Annotated in this window: 18 protein-coding genes; 6 read left to right on the top strand and 12 right to left on the bottom strand. The window is 55.1% G+C overall.

The window, feature by feature from the left end:
• Positions 1 to 247: integrase core domain-containing protein (locus D1227_RS13890; protein WP_147373275.1), on the top strand; the 247-nt coding region annotated here is incomplete at its 5' end.
• Here the strand turns inward: D1227_RS13890 and D1227_RS13885 are convergent.
• The 6 genes from D1227_RS13885 to D1227_RS13860 all read right to left on the bottom strand — a co-directional run bounded on the left by D1227_RS13885 (position 216) and on the right by D1227_RS13860 (position 4,614).
• The gene (locus D1227_RS13885) at positions 216 to 1,028 is read right to left on the bottom strand and encodes a TolC family protein (RefSeq protein ID WP_119405077.1); all 813 of its coding nucleotides are present in this window, start codon (positions 1,026 to 1,028) and stop codon (positions 216 to 218) included. The two genes, D1227_RS13890 and D1227_RS13885, sit on opposite strands and share 32 nt — an antisense overlap.
• 31 nt (positions 1,029 to 1,059) lie before the next feature.
• Positions 1,060 to 1,836 (bottom strand): phosphatase PAP2 family protein, encoded by a 777-nt coding sequence (locus tag D1227_RS13880; RefSeq protein ID WP_147373318.1) that lies wholly within the window; start codon positions 1,834 to 1,836, stop codon positions 1,060 to 1,062.
• Positions 1,829 to 2,137, bottom strand: a complete 309-nt coding sequence (locus D1227_RS13875) for a hypothetical protein (RefSeq protein WP_119405075.1) — start codon at positions 2,135 to 2,137, stop codon at positions 1,829 to 1,831. Before D1227_RS13875 ends, D1227_RS13880 begins: the two co-directional genes overlap by 8 nt.
• On the bottom strand, positions 2,130 to 3,533 hold the full coding sequence (locus D1227_RS13870) for a sensor histidine kinase (protein WP_119405074.1): 1,404 nt from the start codon (positions 3,531 to 3,533) through the stop codon (positions 2,130 to 2,132). Before D1227_RS13870 ends, D1227_RS13875 begins: the two co-directional genes overlap by 8 nt.
• Positions 3,508 to 4,179 (bottom strand): response regulator, encoded by a 672-nt coding sequence (locus D1227_RS13865; protein WP_119405073.1) that lies wholly within the window; start codon positions 4,177 to 4,179, stop codon positions 3,508 to 3,510. Before D1227_RS13865 ends, D1227_RS13870 begins: the two co-directional genes overlap by 26 nt.
• Positions 4,180 to 4,254: 75 nt before the next feature.
• Complete coding sequence (locus D1227_RS13860; RefSeq protein WP_119405072.1) at positions 4,255 to 4,614, bottom strand: PepSY domain-containing protein; 360 nt, start codon at positions 4,612 to 4,614, stop codon at positions 4,255 to 4,257.
• Positions 4,615 to 5,650: 1,036 nt separating this feature from the next.
• Here D1227_RS13860 and D1227_RS19820 point away from each other — a divergent pair.
• Genes D1227_RS19820 through D1227_RS13835 form a run of 4 tightly spaced genes read left to right on the top strand, consistent with a single transcriptional unit; the run spans position 5,651 to position 10,368 of the window.
• On the top strand, positions 5,651 to 6,718 hold the full coding sequence (locus D1227_RS19820; RefSeq protein ID WP_147373317.1) for a hypothetical protein: 1,068 nt from the start codon (positions 5,651 to 5,653) through the stop codon (positions 6,716 to 6,718).
• Positions 6,681 to 8,339 (top strand): ABC transporter ATP-binding protein, encoded by a 1,659-nt coding sequence (locus D1227_RS13845; RefSeq protein ID WP_119405069.1) that lies wholly within the window; start codon positions 6,681 to 6,683, stop codon positions 8,337 to 8,339. The genes D1227_RS19820 and D1227_RS13845 overlap by 38 nt, the downstream gene beginning before the upstream one ends.
• Positions 8,336 to 9,214, top strand: a complete 879-nt coding sequence (locus tag D1227_RS13840) for an alpha/beta hydrolase (protein WP_119405068.1) — start codon at positions 8,336 to 8,338, stop codon at positions 9,212 to 9,214. Before D1227_RS13845 ends, D1227_RS13840 begins: the two co-directional genes overlap by 4 nt.
• Positions 9,211 to 10,368, top strand: coding sequence for an OprO/OprP family phosphate-selective porin (locus D1227_RS13835; RefSeq protein WP_158586657.1), 1,158 nt, complete (start codon positions 9,211 to 9,213; stop codon positions 10,366 to 10,368). The genes D1227_RS13840 and D1227_RS13835 overlap by 4 nt, the downstream gene beginning before the upstream one ends.
• A 506-nt stretch (positions 10,369 to 10,874) precedes the next feature.
• Here D1227_RS13835 and katG read toward each other — a convergent pair.
• The 6 genes from katG to D1227_RS13805 form a co-directional block, all read right to left on the bottom strand.
• A complete protein-coding gene (gene katG / locus D1227_RS13830; RefSeq protein WP_233349844.1) occupies positions 10,875 to 13,058 on the bottom strand; it encodes a catalase/peroxidase HPI in 2,184 nt (727 codons plus the stop codon).
• Positions 13,059 to 13,309: 251 nt separating this feature from the next.
• Positions 13,310 to 13,849 (bottom strand): aspartyl/asparaginyl beta-hydroxylase domain-containing protein, encoded by a 540-nt coding sequence (locus D1227_RS13825; protein WP_158586656.1) that lies wholly within the window; start codon positions 13,847 to 13,849, stop codon positions 13,310 to 13,312.
• Between the two features lie 115 nt (positions 13,850 to 13,964).
• Positions 13,965 to 15,230 (bottom strand): TolC family protein, encoded by a 1,266-nt coding sequence (locus D1227_RS13820; RefSeq protein ID WP_119405064.1) that lies wholly within the window; start codon positions 15,228 to 15,230, stop codon positions 13,965 to 13,967.
• Positions 15,227 to 15,538, bottom strand: a complete 312-nt coding sequence (locus D1227_RS20485) for a DUF3240 family protein (protein WP_119405063.1) — start codon at positions 15,536 to 15,538, stop codon at positions 15,227 to 15,229. Before D1227_RS20485 ends, D1227_RS13820 begins: the two co-directional genes overlap by 4 nt.
• Positions 15,514 to 18,633, bottom strand: coding sequence for an efflux RND transporter permease subunit (locus tag D1227_RS13810; protein WP_119405062.1), 3,120 nt, complete (start codon positions 18,631 to 18,633; stop codon positions 15,514 to 15,516). Before D1227_RS13810 ends, D1227_RS20485 begins: the two co-directional genes overlap by 25 nt.
• Complete coding sequence (locus tag D1227_RS13805) at positions 18,633 to 19,700, bottom strand: efflux RND transporter periplasmic adaptor subunit (protein WP_119405061.1); 1,068 nt, start codon at positions 19,698 to 19,700, stop codon at positions 18,633 to 18,635. The genes D1227_RS13810 and D1227_RS13805 overlap by 1 nt, the downstream gene beginning before the upstream one ends.
• A 292-nt stretch (positions 19,701 to 19,992) precedes the next feature.
• Between D1227_RS13805 and D1227_RS13800 the strand changes: the two genes are divergently transcribed.
• Positions 19,993 to 20,766: a response regulator transcription factor gene (locus D1227_RS13800; RefSeq protein ID WP_233349836.1), complete on the top strand. Its 774-nt coding sequence runs from the start codon at positions 19,993 to 19,995 to the stop codon at positions 20,764 to 20,766.
• Positions 20,767 to 20,789 lie beyond the last annotated feature (23 nt).

The following is a 20,789-nucleotide window of genomic DNA, read 5'->3' as shown; positions in this document are numbered from 1 at the left end:
GCTCTACATCGAGCCAGGATCACCATGGGAGAACGGATACTGTGAGAGCTTCAACTCGAAACTTCGAGACGAACTCCTCGCTCGTGAAATCTTCTATGATCTGCGCGAGGCGCAGGTCCTGATCGAGAACTGGAGACTGTTCTACAACACCGCAAGACCGCACTCATCGCTGGGCTATAAACCACCCGCGCCCAGAACCATCTTGCCCGCGACCTTCATGCCGCCTTATAGGTTGAAGGCGGCATGAACGCCGCTACAAACCAACCGTCGATCCTAACATTTCGGTTGGGCCAGTCAGATCGGGCAGGCCACGTCTCAACCGGATCGATCCCGAGCACGCGGTTCAGATCGAGTTCAGCGCTGCGCAATTGCAGCTCTGCCGTTCGGTCCCTGTCTGCGGCGTCGGTCGCTGCGAGGCGGCGGGTTTCCAGAGAGGCGGGAGGTAGGTCACCGCGAGACGCCGCTCTGAGCGCGCGCTTTAACTCGTCGTCGGCGTAGCGCCTGAGCGCTTCAGTTTGCGTCTTTATCCCACGCAAATGCGAGATCCGCGCGGCCAGTAAACGGGCTTGCTCGCCCGTCAGCCATTCCGCCCAGACAATATCGTATCGTAACCGCTCCTGATTGGCGCGCGCTGCTCGCAGCGTTGATGGCCGGCGGGCAAGTGCGGCAAAGTCATAACCAAGCCCAGCGCCGAGCGCCGGGACCAGACCGGTGCCATTCAGGGGCAAATCAAAGCCCAGCGAAAAGGTCGGATCGGGATACAGGCCCGCCGCAAAAACCTGAGCCTGCGCCACGCCAGCGCTTGCACGCAGGGCTTTCAGGTCGGGATTTGTGAAGACCGCAATCACCGCCAGCGCGTCAGGACCAAGCGGCCCCGACAAATCGACGTCTTGAGAGCCTGCAGCCACGTCCAGCGTCAGGCCGGAGTCAGTTGCTAAAGGCAGAGAATCAGGTGTGGACCCGGTGATCGCGCAACCCGAGAGCAGCGAGCCCGCCAGTAGAGTAATGGTCAAATTTAATTTGCGCATGGCAAAATAGCCTTTCTGATCCCCAATGTGATCATTTTGTATAACCCCGCTCCACGGCGGCGGTCATCAAGCCGTAGCGCTCTGAATTATTTGAATAACTTAGCATCGCATGACCAGTCCAAATAGCCAGACAGGTAGCAAGCAGAGCCAGTTTGTTCCAACCTGCATTAGAACCCTCACCGCTCGTCAACACAGGCTGCAAGAACAAGAGTATCGCTGTGGCCAGAAGCGCGCCGCCAAGCACATCACTCGGCCAGTGCGCGCTGAGGTAAACACGAGATAAGCCAACCATCACGATCAGCAATACTGCGACGCCATATATAAACCTGCGACGCGCCGAGGTGCAGCCGAGGGCCAGGACAAAAGCAGCTACACCGAGAATAATGGCGGCATTGGTCATATGCCCGCTCGGAAAACTGAAGGCGTCCACGCCCGAATACAGGTCGGCGGTTGGCCGCGCTCTGCCGACCAGCCCCTTGACAAGGGAGACCAGGGCTGAGGTCCCGATGAAGGCTGCGGCAGCAAGTCCGGCTTTCAACCATGCGCGCTGGATGAGCAACGCCAAAACTGTCGCGACCGCGATCCAGATCAAACTCCCACCATCACCGAGCAGCGTAAATGCCAACATCAGCCTATCCAGTACCGGCGTTCGGGCGGCCTGTATGGCGGCGCTGAGCGAGGTGTCGAAATCGCTCACCACTGAAGCTGTCGTGACGGTCAGCGCTAACGCCGCAAAGAGGCCGATACAAAGGAAGCCTGCCGTAGACCTCGCGCTTGGACGAAACCAGTGAGCGGAACGATTATTCACTATCACCTCCCAGGATCAGCGCTTTCAGCCAATCGGGTGCCATGCGGTCCAGTCTTGAATGTTTGCTGATCTGCCGGGCCAGCCAGACCTTGCCCTGCGACGAATTGCGAGCAAGCAAGGTTGCGCCGCCGACCCCGAGGCCTAGCCCAATTGGCAGGAAGGGAAACGGTGTCAATATACCGACAGGTACTGCGAGAATGAGCATAAAAATACCGATTCCAGCGAGCACCGCGCGCCATAGCGAGACGGCTCGTCGCGCACGGGCGTCGGGGCCGGAAGGCGCAGAGCCCGGATCAGTCATTGGAGTTCAAGGCTTGCGTAAAGGGTTTGAATTCAATTCGGACAGCGAGGCCTGGTTTGGCGTCAGACAGAGAGAGCCTGGCTCGGTGCAACTCAGAAATTGCTTTAACGAGCGCCAGCCCAAGCCCTGAACCCGGTGATTGGCGGGACTTGTCCAGCCGATAGAACCGGCCAAGGACGTTGTCATATTCAGCAGGCGGGATGCCGGGGCCATTGTCGGATACGGCCAACCAGACGGTGCCCGGGCTAGCACCGGTTTCAATCCAAATCTCTGCACCGGCGCCAGCGTGCCGGATCGCATTTTCTATCAGATTTGCGCCCAATTGAAGGAGCAGATCACGATCGCCGTGGACCAGCGTATTGCAGGCCTCTTTTGCCACTGCCGAGACCAGTTTTTGACCGGCATCTTCGACAACGGCCTCATAAGCCTCAGACAAGTTTCCGGCGATGTCTGCCAGGGGGACGGCGCCGAATTTCGCCTTACGCGCACCAGCCTCGATCTGCGAAATTCGAAGCAGGGCATCAAAGGTGGTCGTGATCTTTTCAATCTCACCCGTGGCTTCTTCCAGTTCCTTTTCCAGAACTGGGCTCCCCGAAGCTCTATCCTGCAGGCGCTCGAGTCGTATTCCGAGCCTGTTGATCGGTGTGCGCAAATCATGAGCGATGTCCGCGCTGACCTGTTTGATGCCGCCAACAGTAGATTCAAGCTGGTCGAGGGCTTCATTGATCCGCGTTGACAAACGGCCCAGATCATCGCGGCGATCATTCGTCTCGATCCTGTGTCCCAGTTCACCGCCGCCGATTTTACGCAAGACGTCGGTAATGTGGTCGATGCGGGACTGCCCGCTTCGCGAAAGAATGATGGCCGCCAAGCCGGAAATTATAACAAGTAGGGCTGTTGCGCCGCCAAACGCACTGAGCACCACTGCCGAAATATCGTCGGTTTCTTCGTAGCTTCGCGCACTGATAAGTCGGAAGCCGTCAAATGGTTTATTCAGTAAAAAGTATGTGTCGTCATCATCCTGACCGAGACTTGTCCCAGATACGTCGCCAGTCTCCAACCCTACTGCGTTAGGTATTAGGTGACCTGCGAGAAACGCTCCGTCGCTCGTCCCCAGCCAGATCAGATCGTCTTCGGGATCTAGCGCCAATGCACGCGCATTGACCTCTATAATCAGCGCCTCTCGGCCTCCGGCTTCGAACATTTCTATCATTTCAAGCGAGCGCAAGATCGCCGCTTGTTCGACCCGGTCATCCAGATCATCGCCAATCGCCCCAAGCGCGATCCAGCCAGCAACAAAATATGCTGCGACGAACAGACTGGTTAGAATGAACGCGAACCGGAAATATGTGCTGCGAAGGAGATCTCGGCTAAGCACGAAGCGTGTATCCAACATTCTTGATTGTGTGCAGCAGATCCGTCTCGAATGGTTTGTCGATCTTCGCGCGCAGCCGGCTGATATGGGTTTCAACAACTGAGGTACGTGGATCGAAATTGAAATCCCAGACATGCTCAAGTAGCATGGTCTTGCTGAGCACACGGCCTTCGGACCGCATGAAGTATTCCAAGAGGGCAAACTCTTTCGGAAGCAGATCGATTTGAATTCCAGCGCGCGTCACGGTGCGCCGGACAAGGTCCATCTCCAGATCACCGACGCAAAGCTTGGTCTGCTCGGACATCATCGCCGGGCGGCGCAAAATGGCGGTAAGGCGGGCGGCGAGTTCAGAAAAGGCAAATGGCTTAACCAGATAGTCATCTGCGCCAGCTTCCAAACCCTCAACTCTATCATCGACCCCGCCAATCGCCGTCAGGAACAGCACCGGGGTAGTATTACCAGCCGCCCGCACAGCTTTCAGGACTGCAAGGCCATCCATGCCGGGGAGCATCCGGTCCAGAATGATCGCATCATATGTGCCGCGCGATGCGAGGGTCAGCCCGTCTACGCCCTCTTCTGCGGCGTCAACCAGATGACCGGCTCCGATCAGTCCGGATTCGACATAATCGCGCGTGACAGCGTCATCTTCGACCAGCAGTATTTTCATATGTTCGCCCCCTATAAGCGGAGTGGCGCCCTCGGCAGCTCGCTCTGCCGGGGGCGTCGATTTGTGTAGCGAGGGCTACTCTGTATCGTCGTCGTTGTCGTCACTGTCGCTGCCGTCGTCCGACTCAATCTCCAAAATTGACGCCGTCTGCGTATCAACCGTGACCTCGAGTTCGTTGCCGGCGCTCGTGATAAGTTCAACCTCGTACACCCACGCGCCGTCTTCGTTCTCAAACTCTGCGGACATCGCCTTGGCACCGGTTTCGGTTTCTGCTGCGGAGATGGCTTGAACCAAACTCACGGGCGCTGCGGCTAAAGCTTGCGCCTCGGCAAGGTCGTCATTGTCTGGACTGGCGTTTGCAATTGTAATACCCGCTGCACCAATAGTGAGTATAGCGGTCGTGCAGACGGCAATTGATCTTATGTGCTTGCGCATTGGGAATATCCTACTCTATCTAATTTGCACAGCAGGAGGCGGTGCGTTGAAAAGACGTTTAATCCGTTCGAATAAATCCATCTGCGCACCCAGTTTACATATTTGTATGACCACGGCGGAACCTGGTTCGGACAACCAACTCGAATTGAGTGCGCCCTGCCAGGAGGCTAGTTGCGTTTCTTGTTCAAACGCGCAATTCGGGGCCCAGGACATCACCTGAAACCAATTATAGTGTTGGCGTCAGTGCGACCTCATCAGCTTTTGAACGCGATTACACATTTGTATATTCGGCGAAAGGCGCTGGGCAATTTGCGCACTTATATCAATTAGGCCAGTCGCCTTTGTGAATTGGCAAACGGTCCCCAGAGCTGGTCGGCGCCTTGTCCTTCCGCTTCACCAGTTTCGGTGGTCTGCATGATTGTTGTTCGGCGCCCCCCCCTTGTCGCTAAATAACAGGCGATGCCCGCGCCGCGTTCCTCCCCCCCCCCCCCGAACGCGAGCGCGGGTGTTCGCCGGTTTATCTTTATTCCCAAACATATTGGCCCAAACGGCTTATACTTCGGGCCAATAATTTGTTGCTCACCATCGTCCATGGCGCATTTCACGTGCCAGATTCACGCCTAAGCAATGATCAACGAGCATCTATGTCTTCGCAACCAGTTCAGCAAAAACGTTATGACATCTGCTTAGGTGCACACATCGGGCAGTAGATGAAAATGACTATCCTGCGGGCTTTGCTCCGGCTGCGGTGCAGCCTTTATTGCTGCTTTGATGATGAATTCGAGCACCTCCGATTTTGATGGCATATTACTTTTTCCCGGCTCGGACTATAAAATGCAGCGGCAAGGTTCCCGGTCCACGCCGGGCGTTTGCTGTTTCTTTAATAGCTCTTCGATGCAACAGCCTGAAAGCCAAATGGGTTCTAGCTGAATCTGCGAGCGCACAAGAATGCATTTCCTTAATAGGATTTCATGTGAAATTCAGGCTCGTTTCAGTTCCGGCAGGCAACAGATCCTCACAAAACAGGAGACCTGCCGTGTTAGATACAAAACTATCGCGCCGAATAAGCTTGGCCAAGCGCGCCTTCGTCACCCGGCGCGTTGAACTGACCCGCGCAGCATCCCTTACGAATACTGCACCAAGTGCCGGCGATCTTTGCCTGGCAAGAATTGACAGTCTCGGGCATCACAGCCGTCTGGAGCTTCCTACCGGGCGGCGCGCCTATTTAAATCCCGGCGATGAAGTGCTGCTCGCCTTTGGCGCCCGGTATGCAACAGATCAATTTCATTCTATTGTGCCCAGCTCACTGGCACCTTGCCAGATGGTAGCGGCGGGCGGGATCGCATCCAAGATGATCACGCGGCACGCTAAAACCCGCGTGCCGACTCAAATCACGCCAATCGGATTGCTCACGGACGCCGTTGGCGGCATTCTGAATTTGCACGATTTTTCAATCGAACCTGCAAAAGTGCTACATCGTAAAGACCCGCACATTATGTGCGTGGTCGGGTCAAGCATGAATGCCGGAAAAACCACAACCGTTGCCGAACTGGGGCGGATGGCGCTGCGCGGCGGGCTGCGCCCCTGCGCGATCAAACTAACCGGCACCGGGTCCGGCGGCGATCTCTGGAAATATATTGATAGCGGGATCGATCCTGTGTTCGACTTTACAGATGGCGGATATGCCACAACAGTTGACGTCGCTATTCCAGATCTCGAAGATTTACTAACCAAACTGATGGCTGCGGCCGGATCAGAGGTCGATTTGGTGATCATCGAAATCGCCGATGGCCTTTATCAAAAAGAGACCGCAGGGCTGTTGGCGTCGCCAGGTTTTCGGGCGCGTCTGGATAGTGTTGTATTTGCCGCGTCTGACCCTATGTCGGGCATGGCCGGTGTGCAATATCTGCGGGAACTTGGCCTCGAGCCCAGCGCGGTTTCCGGTGCCGTAACAGCCTCCCCTTTGGCCGCGCAAGAACTGGCCGAAACCTCCGGCGTTGAAATCTTCTCGCTGGAGCGGATGCTCAAGGATGACAATGGCCTGAACATATGCCTGCGCAGCGCTCATGCCACAGAAAGTCTCGGTTTTGCGAAATCTGCCTAAGCTCTTCACGCGCGAGCGTAAGTGGCGTCTGGCTGCTTTGATACTCAATGGATTTGTCCAGGCTGCCGCCATGGTTGCCATCGCCACTGTCATGCAGATCATGATCGACGGTCTGATGACGCCTGATCAGGCTCCAAAGGTTTGGCAAAATGCGCTGATTATGACGACCGCGTCACTCGCCATTGGCTGGCTGAAACGCCGCGAACGTATTGATGCCGAAACGATGGGTCAGGATTATGTGGCCGATATCCGTCTGGACGTCTTCCAGCATGTCAGCCAGCTATCAGCGCGCGCGCTCGGTGAAACCCGCAAAGGCTTTGTGCTGCTAAGATTTGTCAATGATCTGACAGCCCTTCGCCAATGGGTGACGCTTGGTATTGCGCGCCTGGCTGTCTCCGGGGTTGTCCTGATCGGCGCCATGTCCGCACTGACATTCATGAACCCCGTTCTAGGCGGCCTACTGTTTGCGCTCATTGGTCTGGGGACGATCGGCGCCATGCTGCTGGGACGGTCAATCGATTACACAATGCGGGAATCGCGCAGGCGGCGCGCGCATATTGCCGCGAACCTCACTGAAAAACTTGAACACATGGTGATCGTGCAAGCCTTTGCCCAGCGCAATAATGAGCATAAGAAAGTCAAGCGTCAGACCAAGAGCCTCAAGCGCGCAATGATCGCGCGCGCAAGCGCCATCGGTACTTTTCGGGCGATGATTTACGTCGTGGTTGGTCTGGCGCTGACCGTGTCGGTGATCGCAGGAACACTACTCGTACAAAACCAAATGGCAACAACGGGGCAGATCATGGCGGCCCTCGGCATCTTGTCACTGATTACGCCGAGCCTGTTTGATTTCGGGCGTGTTTATGAATACCGGAAAAGCTATGCAATTTCGCTTGAGAAGACCGAAAATCTTCTGCGCAAAGGCCCCATAATAAAAGCGGCAGAGACGCCAAAATCACTCAAGCAGGTCGAAGGTCGATTGACCTTTGATCAGGTCAGTGTGGCAGGGTCACTGGAGGATTTTTCTGGAGAAGCTCCGGCAGGCGGCCGTGTCTTGATTACGGGTCCTAATGGCGCCGGAAAGTCCACTTTGCTTATGCTGGCCTTGCGCCTGATCGAACCCAATCGCGGCCGTGTTCTGATTGATGGACGCGATGTCAGGCAGGTCAAGACAGGTCAGCTCAGACGGTCGATTTCAATCGCCTCTCCGACGCTGCCGCTCCTGCGCGGGTCCATCGGGTCAAATATATCCTATGGGTCAAAAGCAGCGAGCGAGGATGATATCTATGAAGCCGCCGCGCGCTGCGGAATGGACGGCCTCAATCCTGAATCGCCCTATTGGCTCGAAACGCCTGTGATGGAAGGCGGCTCGAATTTTAGTGCTGGCCAGCGCATGCGGATCATTCTGGCCCGCGCCCTGCTAGGAAATCCACCCGTCCTTCTCCTGGATGAACCTGATAGCCATCTGGATGAAGAAGGACTTGAAATCCTGAACAATATTATTCGTGAATATGAGGGCACGCTTCTTATCACGACCCATAACCCGGCCCTGTTAAAACATTCCACGCTTCACTGGCGTCTAAATGATGGACATGCCGAACTCTCGGAGACTGCCGCATGACATCCTCAAAACCTGCGAGTGAAATCGCACGTATCGCCGAACCTCTAGAAGGCATGGCAGACGCGGCCCAATGGAAGGGGCGCATCATCTCTGTCTATGACGCGTCGTCCGGACGCTTGCCCTATTTCATATTTCAGCCGGCCGCTGCTGCGCCTGGCGCCGTCCCGGTTTTGGCGATTCACGGCTGGACGCGCAATGCCGCTGAACATGCGTTTCGCCTTGCCAGCTACGCAGAAGAAAAAGGCGTAGTGCTCATCGCTCCTCTGTTTTCCAAATCCGCGCACAAACACTATCAGCGCCTTGAACTGCGAGAGGGTGAAACTTGCCCGGCTGACGCTCTGGACCGCATGCTGATCGATGTCAGTCACCGCTTTGGCATCGACACGAGCAACATCAATCTTTTTGGTTTTTCTGGCGGCGCTCAATTTGCCCACCGTTATACGTTGATGCGGCCCTCGCGTGTGAACCGGTTAGTCTTGATGGCCGCCGGGTGGTTCACCATGCCTGATTCGAAAACAGCTTATCCGCTGGGACTGGCCGCTTCCGAAGTCCTGGCGGATCGCTCCTTGGACATTGAAGGATTGCTCGCCTGTCCGACCCGTGTGCTGGTCGGCGGTCGCGACATTGACCGCGACGCATCTCTCAAAACCGGTAAACGGATCGACGAGCTGCAGGGCTATACACGCGTTGAACGCGCGCAAAATTGGGCCGCAGAGATGCGAGCCGCGGCGAACACCCGCGGCATAGCGGCCGACATCGATTTTCACATCATCAAAAAGGCTAAACATGATTTTGGCCGATGTGTTCAGAAATACCAATTGGGGGATTTGATCTTCGATTGGCTCATTCCAAATCAAGAAGGAACGGAACAATGAGAGCAATACTTTGCCTGGGCGTTGCAGGGGCAGCCCTTCTTGCCCCTATGGCGCATGCACAGGACGTGACGGCCGATAAGGATGGCATCACATTCGAGGGTGATAATTTCGAACTTGTTTTTGGCGGACGGCTGCATGCAGACACTGTCAGCGTGAATGATGATATCACGCCGATACCCAGCAAATCGGATATCCGGCGGTTCCGGGTTAATGCGACGCTCACTATCGCCGACGATTTGCGGGTAAAATTAGACCACGATATTGGCGGCGTGAGTACGGGATGGAAGAATGCCTGGATCGAGTATCGCGGTATTGACAATCTGTCGATTAAAGCCGGTCAGATGATCGTGCCGTTTAATGGCGAAGACATGATGAGTTCAAACAATTTGAAATTCATGGAACGCGGTCTGCCTTCAGTGCTCGCACCAAACTTCGCTGTCGGTGGACAGGTAAGATATCGCGGCGACAATTGGTCTGTGACGGGCGGCTATTTCGGCGACCCGATTGATCAGGATCCGATCCGCGCAACGGATGAAGGTGAGAGTGTTGTCGGCCGCGTTGTCTACGCCCCGATCAAGGAACGCCGCCGCGCCGTCCACCTGGCAGGCGCGATTGAGCACCGGCAGCTAAAAGACCTAGAACCGTCAAGAGTCAGCGCCCAACCGGAATTCGGATTGTCCAGTGTAACGCTGATTCGCACCGGAACGCAGCCCGATGTCCAAGCGTACACAAATTACAATGCTGAGGCTGGGTATATGCAGGGGCCCTTCATGGTGAAGGGACAGTATATTACCCGCCAGAATGACGCTCCGGCGATTGGCGATCCAAGCTATAACGGCGCGTCAGCTGAGGCGGCCTATGTCATAACCGGCGAGCGACAGCGTTATAGCAGCACGAGCGGAACTTTTGGCGCGATCCGACCGCGCAGTAAATATGGCGCGGTTGAAGTGGCGGCGCGCTACAGCACGCTGGATTTAAGCGACGCTTTGGTGACCGGCGGGGAACAAACAAATTATTCCGTCGGGGTGAACTGGTATATCAATGAGAACGTTCGCCTAATGGGCAATTATATAAAAGCCGACGCCAAGCCCAACAGAAACGGCGTCGACGAAAGCGCCGACGCATTAATGGGACGCCTCCAGATTGCGTATTAGAGCTAATCGCGAAACGGGATCGATTACCTGGTTCGTAAACTCTTGGAGTTGCTCGGTGAGGCATCTGGACGACACCGTCCAGATGTCTCACTTTTGAAGTAAGTCTGGCTACCGTTTCTCAACAAACGGTGAGTATTGCGTTTGCCGCAATAATCCACAATCTACACTCTTTCAGACAGATGCTAGCGTCTCGGCTGAATTCCCAATCCCTTATTGCACATCAATAACAGGTCATCGTCCTGGAGCCATTTTCAAGGACTGCTTGTCGACGCAGAAAACCCAAACAACTGTCGTCCCTGCCCTGGGCCCTGGACCTTGGGGAACAGACTTTGAAGCAAAGCGATCGTTTAAACACGCCGCGTACTCAAGTGCTGGAATCGGAAAGCTCACCAATAATTAACCGATAGTGCAAGGCACACTTTTCACAATTGCTCACGCTAACAAAGCAAAGCGGCGACTCCAAAGAGTCGCCGCCACGATTGTTTATACGTTCACGTGCCCGCGAGCTACTGCAAATCAAATCGATCCAGGTTCATGACTTTTGTCCAGGCGTCGACAAAGTCCTGCGTAAAGCGTTCTTCACCATCGCCCGCCGCGTAGACTTCCGAGACTGCGCGTAACTCAGAATTTGACCCGAATATCAGATCAACTGGCGTCGCCGTCCATTTCTGATCACCGGTTTGACGGTCGCGGCCAATATACACGCCGTCAAGAGACGTCGATTTCTCCCACTCTGTGGACATGTCCAGTAAGTTGACGAAGAAGTCGTTGCTGAGCGTACCCGGACGGGTTGTGAGCACGCCGTTTTGAGATCCGCCAGCGTTCGCGTTTAGGGCGCGCATACCGCCGACCAAAGCGGTCATCTCAGGAATGCTGAGGCTGAGCATATTTGCTCGGTCAACGAGCATCTCTGCAGGCGATGGGCCTTCATTACGATTGAAGTAATTGCGGAACCCATCGGCCGTTGGTTCAAGAACCGCGAAGGAGGCCGCATCTGTCTGCGCCGCAGATGCATCGGTCCGCCCCGGCGTAAATGGTATGCTGACGGTTCGGCCAGCTTTTGTCGCGGCCCGTTCAATCGCTGTGTTTCCGCCGAGAACAATCAAATCAGCCAGCGAAACCTGTTTATTGCCGGATTGAGCCTCATTGAACTCAGACTGCACCTCCTCCAGGCGCGTCAAGACTCTGGCAAGGTCAGCAGGATCATTGGCATCCCAGTTCTTTTGCGGCGCAAGGCGGATGCGGGCGCCATTAACGCCGCCGCGCATATCGGTGCTGCGAAAGCTTGCGGCAGACGCCCATGCGGTTTTGATGAGATCAGTTTCAGATAGTCCTGACGCGATGATATTGTTTTTGAGTTGGCCTATATCGGCGGCATTGATCATCTGATAATCAGCAACCGGAATAGGATCCTGCCACATGAGCACTTCCTGTGGCACCATACTTCCCAGATAGCGCGCACGCGGGCCCATATCGCGGTGGGTGAGCTTGAACCAGGCACGCGAGAAGGCGCGTTCAAATTCTTCAGGGTTTTCCTGGAACCGCAGTGCAATCTTGCGATATTCGGGATCAAATTTCAGCGACAGATCAGTCGTGAACATGATGGGCGCGTGACGTGTTTCCGGATCATGCGCATCCGGCACAAGATTGGCTGCCTGTCCGTCCTTTGGGATCCATTGGACTGCACCGGCAGGGCTTTTGGTTTGCTCCCATTCGAACATAAAGAGATTGTCGAGATACTGGGTTGTCCACATTGCCGGCGCCGACGTCCAAGCGCCCTCCAGGCCGCTCGAAATTGTATCTCCGGCATTGCCCGCGCCGCATTTATTCTTCCAGCCAAACCCTTGCTGTTCAACACCGGCGGCGGCTGGCTCGACGCCCACACAATCGGCTGGCGGCGCTGCGCCGTGCGCCTTACCAAACGTATGTCCGCCAGCTATGAGGGCAACGGTTTCTTCGTCATCCATCGCCATGCGCCCGAATGTGTCTCGGATGTCCTTGGCTGCGGCTACCGGATCAGGCACACCATTGGGGCCTTCCGGATTTACGTAAATCAGCCCCATTTGGACAGCAGCAAGCGGTTTTTCAAGCTTACGGTCACCGCTATAACGTTCATCCGCAAGGAAGTTCGATTCAGGCCCCCAATAGACAATATCAGGTTCCCAATCATCCGTGCGTCCGCCTGCAAAGCCAAAGGTCTTAAACCCCATGGACTCCAGCGAGACGTTCCCGGTCAATACCATTAGGTCTGCCCAGGAGATGTTCTGACCATATTTCTGTTTTACCGGCCAAAGCAGACGCCTCGCTTTATCCAGATTGACATTATCCGGCCAGCTATTGAGCGGTTCGAACCGTTGCTGACCGCCGCCCGCACCGCCGCGGCCATCAGCCATTCTATATGTCCCTGCGCTGTGCCACGCCATGCGAATGAAGAAGGGTCCATAATTTCCATAGTCTGCCGGCCACCAGTCCTGTGAGGTTGTCAGCACAGATTCGATATCCGCCTTGACGGCCTCCAGGTCCAGCGATTGAAACGCTTCGGCATAGTCAAAATCTTCACCAAGCGGGTTAGATTCCGCCGCATGCTGGCGCAAGGGTGCCAGATCGAGTTGTTCTGGCCACCAGAAGGCATTGGATTTGGCTTTTGATGTCTGGACTGCCGCGTTCGTGTTCACTGATGCGGCGTTCATGTCTTTGGTCGCCGGAGCGGCTGCGTTCTCAGATGCCCCTCCGCAAGCGGCCAGCACCAGCACTAGCGCTGTAGCCGAAACCAGTCCGATTTTTTTTTGGTATCTCATTGGTCGTCTCCGTGTTGATGTTTTGGTGCGAGGCCCGCGATAATTCAGAGCGCCCTTGGTGAAACGCTGATGCGGGCGACACCTCAAGAATTTGGTCGAGCATCTAGGCCGGCAGAGTCCGGACCCGGATGACCCGGACGGTGTCACAAAGGCAATAGGTCAAAAATGAAGTGGATCCGATCACTGGCGCTTGCATTTTCAGCAGCGTGCACGGCTTTGTTGTCAAACCACCATAATTCGCCGGGCTTCATCCACAATTCTTCGTCACCTGCCCTTAGGACATTGCCTGGTTCGCTATCAAACACCAGATGGTAGCGGTCGCGAACTCGGTAGTATTCACCGCGGTCGATATGTGGATAGACGCGGGCGCCCGGTGTCAGTTTTGCGACCTTTGCCCGCGACAATTCGCCATTCAGCTTTGATGCAAGGTCCACGAGGCAGGACCGAATTTTTGGGAAGTTCCGAGAAATATTCGTATAGCGCGATTCATGCACGTCCCATCTCTTGCGGCCGGCAATCTTTGATTTGCGAAGCCCTCGAATCGGAATGGCTTGTGCTTCGCGCTGCACTTTGATTTTGGACTGACGTCCTTGATTGAGATCCCAGGCATTTTCAACGGCATTTATTTCAGCCAGCAAATGTGAAACCGAGACTTGTTCTTCGATGAGTCTAAAATTCTGCATGAACCTTGCAACCATGTGTAATGACGTATTGGCTTACCTGTGTGCGTCCAGGCTTAAACTGACCTGAATTTTGCGTTAAAACTGGGACAGTTTTCACTCATCGCTTTCTTTGGAATTAAGGTCCAGTGTGGGTGTCCGCCGCATCATTTGCATGCTCTCCGCCGTGCCCAATCCACAATTCATGGCTATCAATTCTAAGTCTGACATTGGCGAAGGCAGATCGCGCGCGCGCAACAGCTTCCAATTTCCGCGTTTCAATATGTCTGCGTTCGGCATTCAATAGATCAGAAACATCTGTATCTCCAAGCTCATAGCCTCGTCTGAGTCTGGCAATCGCGGCCTCACTCGATTGGCGGGCTGATGCGGCTTGTTGCCAGGTCATTCTGGTCGATTGAGCAAGAGTGACATCCTTCTGCGCCGCCGCGCGCAATTCGCGCTGCTTCAATGCAAAGGCCGCCATGGCCGCGCTGGCCCGGGCCGCATCTCTGTCTGCGGACGCTGAGCGGCGCGGACCACTCAAGGGGATGGAGACGACAACGCCCAGTCCAACCTCGCCACCATTGCTTTCGCTAAATGTACGAAGTCCGACCTCCGGATCTGGTTTGAGGTCAAGACGGCTTCGTCTGGCGCGGGTCGACGCATAATTGGCCTGTGTCTTTGCCAATTCAGTCTCGTGGCTTCGCGAGATGATTTTGTCTATCCAAATGCTAGGGTCTTCAAGCGCGTCAGGCGCGAAGAGCTGAGGAGAATGTTGCGGCAATGGCAGGTCTGGAAACAAGGTTTCGAGCATCGCCTTGGCAATTTGCGCATCGCCGCGGCTATTGGCGGCAGCGGATTTGGCTTCAAACAAGGCACTTTGCGCCAGTTCGTGTTCAAGCTGGGACGCATCGTCATTGGCAAGGCGTTTCGACGCGATGTCCAGACTGGCTTCGAGCGCCTCGACCTGCGCTCGATTGATGGCGTGGACCTCCTCCTTGCTCAGCCACTCAATCCAAAGGGCCGCAAGTTCAAGTGCAATTTGATGGCGGGTGTCTGCGCTGGTTAGCCTTGCGGCCTCAACCCCCAGCGCGCCTATTTCACCATCGAGGCGCGATTTCCCACGTCTGCGAATACCCTTGGTGATCTGGGCATCAAATTCATTAAAGCCGAATTGATTGTCGATAACGCGCTGTGTGTAGCCTCCGGAAAGTGTCCATTCGTAAGGGCTGGCTTGAAGACCAATCGCCTCACTGCGGGCCGCCCTGATCTCATCTCGCGACGCGGTCATTGCGGGATAGCTGTTCAAGGCGTCTTGAACGAGCTCTTCTGCCGGCAAAAAGGATTGGCCTGCTGCTGGAGTAGCAATGACCAAAAATAAGAAGGCGGGGAGAAAGCGTTTCATATCAGACGTCCTGCTGAACTAACCGGTTCGATCCAGTACATAAGGTGCGGAATTGGGAGAGTGCTGCGAATGTCTTCAATGAGGGTATCTGCCTGACTGGGATCCAAAAGAACGATGAGAAGTCGGCGTGCAACCTGGCCTTCAACCCGCTCAGCAATGCTGGCTGAGTCAAACCCAAGCCCGTGGCCCGCCCCGTGCCAGGTCGTAAAGCCAGGGATTGCGGGCTCTCTATCGAGGAGAAAATTGACCAAAGCGTCTTCTGACTTTGGCGGATAGACCAGTGTCAGTTTGCAGAGATTGGAGCCCATTGCGCCGCCTCCATATTAATGCGTGTTGTGTTGCGAGAGGCTCCAAACCGGCGGAACAGGACCGGCAGCAATAATAGCGTGAGCAATGTGGAAGATATGAGCCCGCCAATCACGACAATCGCGAGAGGTTTCTGAATCTCAGACCCTGGGCCTTCAGCAAACAAGAGCGGGACAAGACCGAGCGCAGCGATACTCGCCGTCATCAGGACAGGCCTAAGGCGGCGTATGGATCCTTCAACCACCGATTCTTGCATTGTCCGGCCTGCAGCAAGCAATTGATTGAAATAACTCACCAGAACCAGCCCGTTGAGGACAGCAATGCCGAGCAGCGCGATGAACCCGACAGAAGCAGGCACTGACAGATATTCTCCTGAGACCCACAGGGCCAGCACGCCGCCGACCAGGGCAAAGGGCACATTCGCAAAAATCAAAATGGCCTGGCGCGCAGAGCGCAGGGTCGCAAACAGAACGATGAAGATCAGTCCTAAAGCGACAGGCACCACGATACCAAGTCGCTGGGCTGCGCGCCTCTGGTTCTCAAACTCCCCGCCCCATTCCAAGCGATAGCCGGGCGGCAAGTCGACGCTTGTCTCGACTGCCGTCTGTGCAGCTTCAACGAAGCTGACCAGATCGCGCCCCTGCACAAAGGCCTGCACCAGCGCGAAACGCGAGGCATTCTCGCGATCGATTTTCACAGCCCCTTGGGTTTCTTCTATTCGCGCGAAGTCCTCAACGCGGATCAATCCGCCATCAGGGGTTGCTATCGGTGTTTGGGTAAAACTTGCCTGCGAGGATTTCAGATTATCGCCGCCGCGAATAACAATCGGTGTTCGCCGGCCGGGTTCAACGACTTCGCCAGCGCTCAGGCCTTCGAGCATCGCCCGTAAATCATCTTCGGCGTCTGTAATCGACAATCCTGCCGCACCGGCCGTCAGTCGGTCAATTTTGAGCTGCATGAAGCCAATCGTGTCGTTGGACATGGTAAAGACTTCGCTGGCCCCGTCGACCTCTGCAACAACGTCCTGAATGTTTCCCGCAAGGTCTGACAATGTGTTGAGGTCGGGGCCAAATATTTTAATCGCCAGGTCGCCCCGCGCCCCGGTCAACATTTCAGACGTGCGCATTTCTATCGGCTGAGTAAAGGCCGGGTCCATGCCCGGCAGGGTTTCCATGGTTTTGCGCATCTGATCAATCAGCCAGTCCTTGTCCTGGACGCGCCATTCGGATTTTGGCTTGAGGACGACGAAAATGTCTGATTCGTTGAGCCCCATTGGATCCAGGCCAAGCTCGTCAGACCCGACACGCGCGATGACACTTTTAATTTCAGGGATGTCTTCCAACAGGGCTTTCTGCACCAGCAGATCACCCTCGGTGCTGCGCGCGAGGTTGACTGAGGGAAGCTTTGCCGTTTGCAGGATGACCGATCCTTCATCCATTGTCGGCATAAAGGTTTTCCCGACCTGTCCATAGGCCAGCACAGCGGCGACTATGCCAAGACCGGCCACAGCATAGACAATGACAGGAAGCGCCAGACAAGCTTTTAGCGCCCGCGAATATGCGGGCGTGATCAGACGCATCAGCAATGGATCTTTGCCATGTGTTTCTGGCAAGACAAAGGATGCCAGAACGGGGATAATAGTGAGTGACAAGACCAATGATCCAGCGAGGGCAAAAATGATCGTCAAAGCCACGGGACGGAATAATTTTCCTTCGAGACCCTCGAGCGCGAGCAAAGGCAAAAAGACGAGACAGATAATCAATATTCCAGAAGCGACCGGCAGTGCCACCTCGCAACAGGAACGGTAGACTTTGTGAATGCGGGGGATTGATTTGTTTTTGGCAGGATGGGCCAGTTGCTCAACTGTGTTCTCGACAATCACCACGGCGGAATCGACGATGAGACCAATGGCGATTGCCAATCCCCCAAGGCTCATCAAATTGGCTGACATACCGAACAGCTTCATCATCAGGAATGTGAACAAGGCTGCCAGAGGCAGGGTCACAGAGACAACCAACGCAGCCCGCAAGTTTCCAAGGAAGGCGAGAAGCAATATCAGCACCAGAACGATCGCTTCGAGCAAGGCCTTTCGGACCGTACTAATTGCCTTATCAATCAGTTTTGACCGATCATAGAAGGGAACGAGCTGAACGCCTTCAGGCAAGGACGGGCCGAGTTCATCTATCCGCGCCTGTACATCGTCGATAATGGCATTCGCGTCTGCGCCGCGCAGCGACAAAACCAGCCCTTGAACAGCCTCGCCCTCTCCATCTTTGGTCACCGCGCCATAGCGCGTGAGGCTCCCGATGCGAACATCGGCGACGTCGGCAATTCGGATCACTTTGCCATCCATTTCGCTCACGGTGATCGCTGCGAGACTGCCGAGTGTATCAATCGCTCCGATTGCGCGCACGACAAGCGCTTCTTCGCCGACATTTATTCGCCCTGAACCATCATTACGATTGCTTGCTTCGATGGCGTCCCGCAGGTCACGCGGCGTTAGCCCCGCATCGGCGAGGGCGACCATGTCGGGGATGACGTCAAATGTGCGAACTCGCCCGCCTAAGGAATTGACATCAGCAACACCTGGCAGTGTGCGAAGGGCCGGCCGGATCGTCCAGTCGAGAAGCGTGCGGCGTTCTTCCAGTGACAAACCTCCCCCGTCGATCGTAAACATAAAGACATCGGACAATGGCGTAGATATTGGTGCCAGCCCGCCGCTCACGCCTTGCGGCATGGCGTCCATCGCGGTGTTTAAACGTTCTGTGACTTGCTGGCGCGCCCAGTAGATGTCTGCGCTCTCGTCAAAATCGATAGTAATATCGGCAATGGCATATTTGGCCATTGAGCGCAGAATCGTCTGGCGCGGAATACCCAATAATTCCATTTCAATGGGTGCAATCACGCGCTGTTCGACTTCTTCAGGCGTCATACCCGGAGCCTTCATGATGACTTTGACCTGAGTGGTCGAAATATCGGGAAAGGCATCAATGGGAAGGCGCGAAAAAGAAACTGCTCCAGCAACAATCAGCGCGAGTGTTATTGCAAGTGTAACCAGCCGCTGTGTCAGCGCAAACTTGACCAAATTCTGCAGCATTAGTTCATTTCCTGCAGCGCAATGGCTTTCAGTTCGACAAGACCGCGCGTTGCAAGTTTATCGCCAGGGAGGATCCTACTTCGGAGAGTTTTAGCCTCTTTCGTTGCGCCGCTCACGTTCACGTCCACCAGGCTGAACCCGCCGTCAGTGCGGCGAAATACGCGGTCCACACCCGCTATATTCACCACGGCAGACGACGGCACGATAACCAGGGAGTCGCTTGGCGTGTGACGTGCGACTTGCACGGTGAATAATTGTCCCTGGATTACAGACTCGCCGGTTGGAACGGTTGCTATGAGAGACCCGGCGCGTGAACGCGGATCGATGACTTTCTGGATAGAGAGAATTTCACCAGCGCCTCCACTCGGATATATGATCAAATCTTCCTGCGTTACCTCCGCTATAAGCCTTACGGGCACCTGAACATCGACCCAGAGATCATCTGAGCCATTAAGTATTAATAGAGCTGACATGGCCGCAACATTGTCGCCTACGCCGACATTCACTTTCGAAATAGTTCCGCCAATGGAGGCTTTGACTATGTAGCTGCCCTGAGAGCCGGCCTGCACAAAAGAAGGCGTTGATCTCTCATGTTCGGCGACCATGGCAAGCGCGGTGCGTTCTCGGCCAACAGCTTCGTCCAGGCTACTGCGCGCTGCAATCCCTTCGGCGACCAGCCGCTCCTGACGTTCGCGTGCTGCTTTTGCGACGTGGTATTCGGCGCGGGCCTGTTCCAGGCCCGAGCGATCCTGAACATAATCACGGCTGGAAACTACGAAAAGCGTATCGCCGCGGCTGACCGATTGTCCGGGCAACGCGCTGACACTCAATACCGTGCCTTCATATGGCGCAGAGACGACAGTTAACTCACTTCGCGCGGGAATTGCACGCGCGGGCAATTCGGCCAGAATTGCATTCTCTGCGGCCAAGGCCGTATCGAGCGTAATGCCGAGGCGAGACATTTGCTGATCTGTCAGTTCAATATGCTGGGCTGTTTGTCCTGCAGCTATCGGCGCAGCCATGAACGAGAGTCCAAAGACGGCGATGGCATAGATCTGAATTTTCATGGCTTCGTCCTAAACACACAAACGGATGGACACTCGCTTAGTCCCGTCAATTGAAGCCAAGCTGAAGGCAAGCTGAACTGAAGCTGAAAATCGCCCCCGACCTCGAAGCCGAACCTGCGCAGCGACCATTTCCAGGTTTGGGGGGGGGAAATGGAAACGGCGCTACGCAGGCGGCACTATATGACGAACCGTTCGCGGTGGGGACGCACTTTGCGCGAGACAGACCGCCGTCCGATTAAGGGGAGAATCGGACAATGCGATCTATGAGCCGGCAATCTGAATTGGCGCTGAAGTGTGGCTGAATAATCAGTTGAAATTTTTCAGGCCCGTTTCAGCTTGGAGTGTATTACAGTGGCCTCAGTACGCGCTTATTGGAGATTCTAAAATAAATATTTTGATTGTCGAAGATGAAGAGGAGGTGGCCAACCGCATCGCCAATGGCGTGCGACAATCCGGATTCGTATGCGAACACGCTTACACAGGAGATGATGCCATTCTAATGGGTCAAGATACTGCCTATGACGCCATCGTTCTGGACCTTGGACTGCCGGGTAAAAGCGGCCTTGAAGTTCTGAAAGCCTGGCGCGCCTCCGGGCTGATCACGCCTGTGTTGATCTTAACGGCGCGTAATAGCTGGACTGAGAAGGTTGAAGGCCTCAATCTCGGCGCGGATGACTATTTAACTAAGCCCTTTCACACGCCCGAATTGGCGGCGCGGTTGAACGCACTTGTTCGCCGGGCAGCTGGCAACAGCGATCCCCTGCTCACATATGAGAACCTTACGCTTGATCCTTCAAGAAGTCGCGTCAACTTAGATGGTGCCCCCTTGGAACTGACCGCATTCGAGTTTCGCCTGCTCAAATATTTCATGACCCGCCAGGGTCATGTCGTGTCGCAAAATGAGCTTGTTGAACATCTCTATTCACTCGATGGCATGCGAGAATCAAATACGATTGAAGTCTATATCAGCCGCTTAAGACGGCAAATTGGCGCGGAAAAAATTAAAACTATTCGCGGCCTTGGCTACAGGTTTGGTCTGCCTCAGAAAAACTGGCCCATAGTTTGAGTTAGGATCGGCTCTGAAATGGA

It is taken from the genome of Henriciella mobilis (genome assembly GCF_003576315.1).
Taxonomy (GTDB): Bacteria; Pseudomonadota; Alphaproteobacteria; order Caulobacterales; family Hyphomonadaceae; genus Henriciella; species Henriciella mobilis.
The sequence above is the reverse complement of the archived record's forward strand: the minus strand, read 5'-3'. Positions and strand labels throughout refer to the sequence as shown.

Bases quoted from the DNA above. Each gene is read 5' to 3' on its own strand.
- D1227_RS13885 (WP_119405077.1), bottom strand. From the start codon at position 1,028: ATGCGCAAATTAAATTTGACCATTACTCTACTGGCGGGCTCGCTGCTC.
- D1227_RS13875 (WP_119405075.1), bottom strand. From the start codon at position 2,137: ATGACTGATCCGGGCTCTGCGCCTTCCGGCCCCGACGCCCGTGCGCGA.
- D1227_RS13870 (WP_119405074.1), bottom strand. From the start codon at position 3,533: ATGTTGGATACACGCTTCGTGCTTAGCCGAGATCTCCTTCGCAGCACA.
- D1227_RS13865 (WP_119405073.1), bottom strand. From the start codon at position 4,179: ATGAAAATACTGCTGGTCGAAGATGACGCTGTCACGCGCGATTATGTC.
- D1227_RS13860 (WP_119405072.1), bottom strand. From the start codon at position 4,614: ATGCGCAAGCACATAAGATCAATTGCCGTCTGCACGACCGCTATACTC.
- D1227_RS13845 (WP_119405069.1), top strand. From the start codon at position 6,681: ATGCCACAGAAAGTCTCGGTTTTGCGAAATCTGCCTAAGCTCTTCACG.
- D1227_RS13840 (WP_119405068.1), top strand. From the start codon at position 8,336: ATGACATCCTCAAAACCTGCGAGTGAAATCGCACGTATCGCCGAACCT.
- D1227_RS13835 (WP_158586657.1), top strand. From the start codon at position 9,211: ATGAGAGCAATACTTTGCCTGGGCGTTGCAGGGGCAGCCCTTCTTGCC.
- katG (WP_233349844.1), bottom strand. From the start codon at position 13,058: ATGAACGCCGCATCAGTGAACACGAACGCGGCAGTCCAGACATCAAAA.
- D1227_RS13825 (WP_158586656.1), bottom strand. From the start codon at position 13,849: ATGCAGAATTTTAGACTCATCGAAGAACAAGTCTCGGTTTCACATTTG.
- D1227_RS13820 (WP_119405064.1), bottom strand. From the start codon at position 15,230: ATGAAACGCTTTCTCCCCGCCTTCTTATTTTTGGTCATTGCTACTCCA.
- D1227_RS20485 (WP_119405063.1), bottom strand. From the start codon at position 15,538: ATGGGCTCCAATCTCTGCAAACTGACACTGGTCTATCCGCCAAAGTCA.
- D1227_RS13810 (WP_119405062.1), bottom strand. From the start codon at position 18,633: ATGCTGCAGAATTTGGTCAAGTTTGCGCTGACACAGCGGCTGGTTACA.
- D1227_RS13805 (WP_119405061.1), bottom strand. From the start codon at position 19,700: ATGAAAATTCAGATCTATGCCATCGCCGTCTTTGGACTCTCGTTCATG.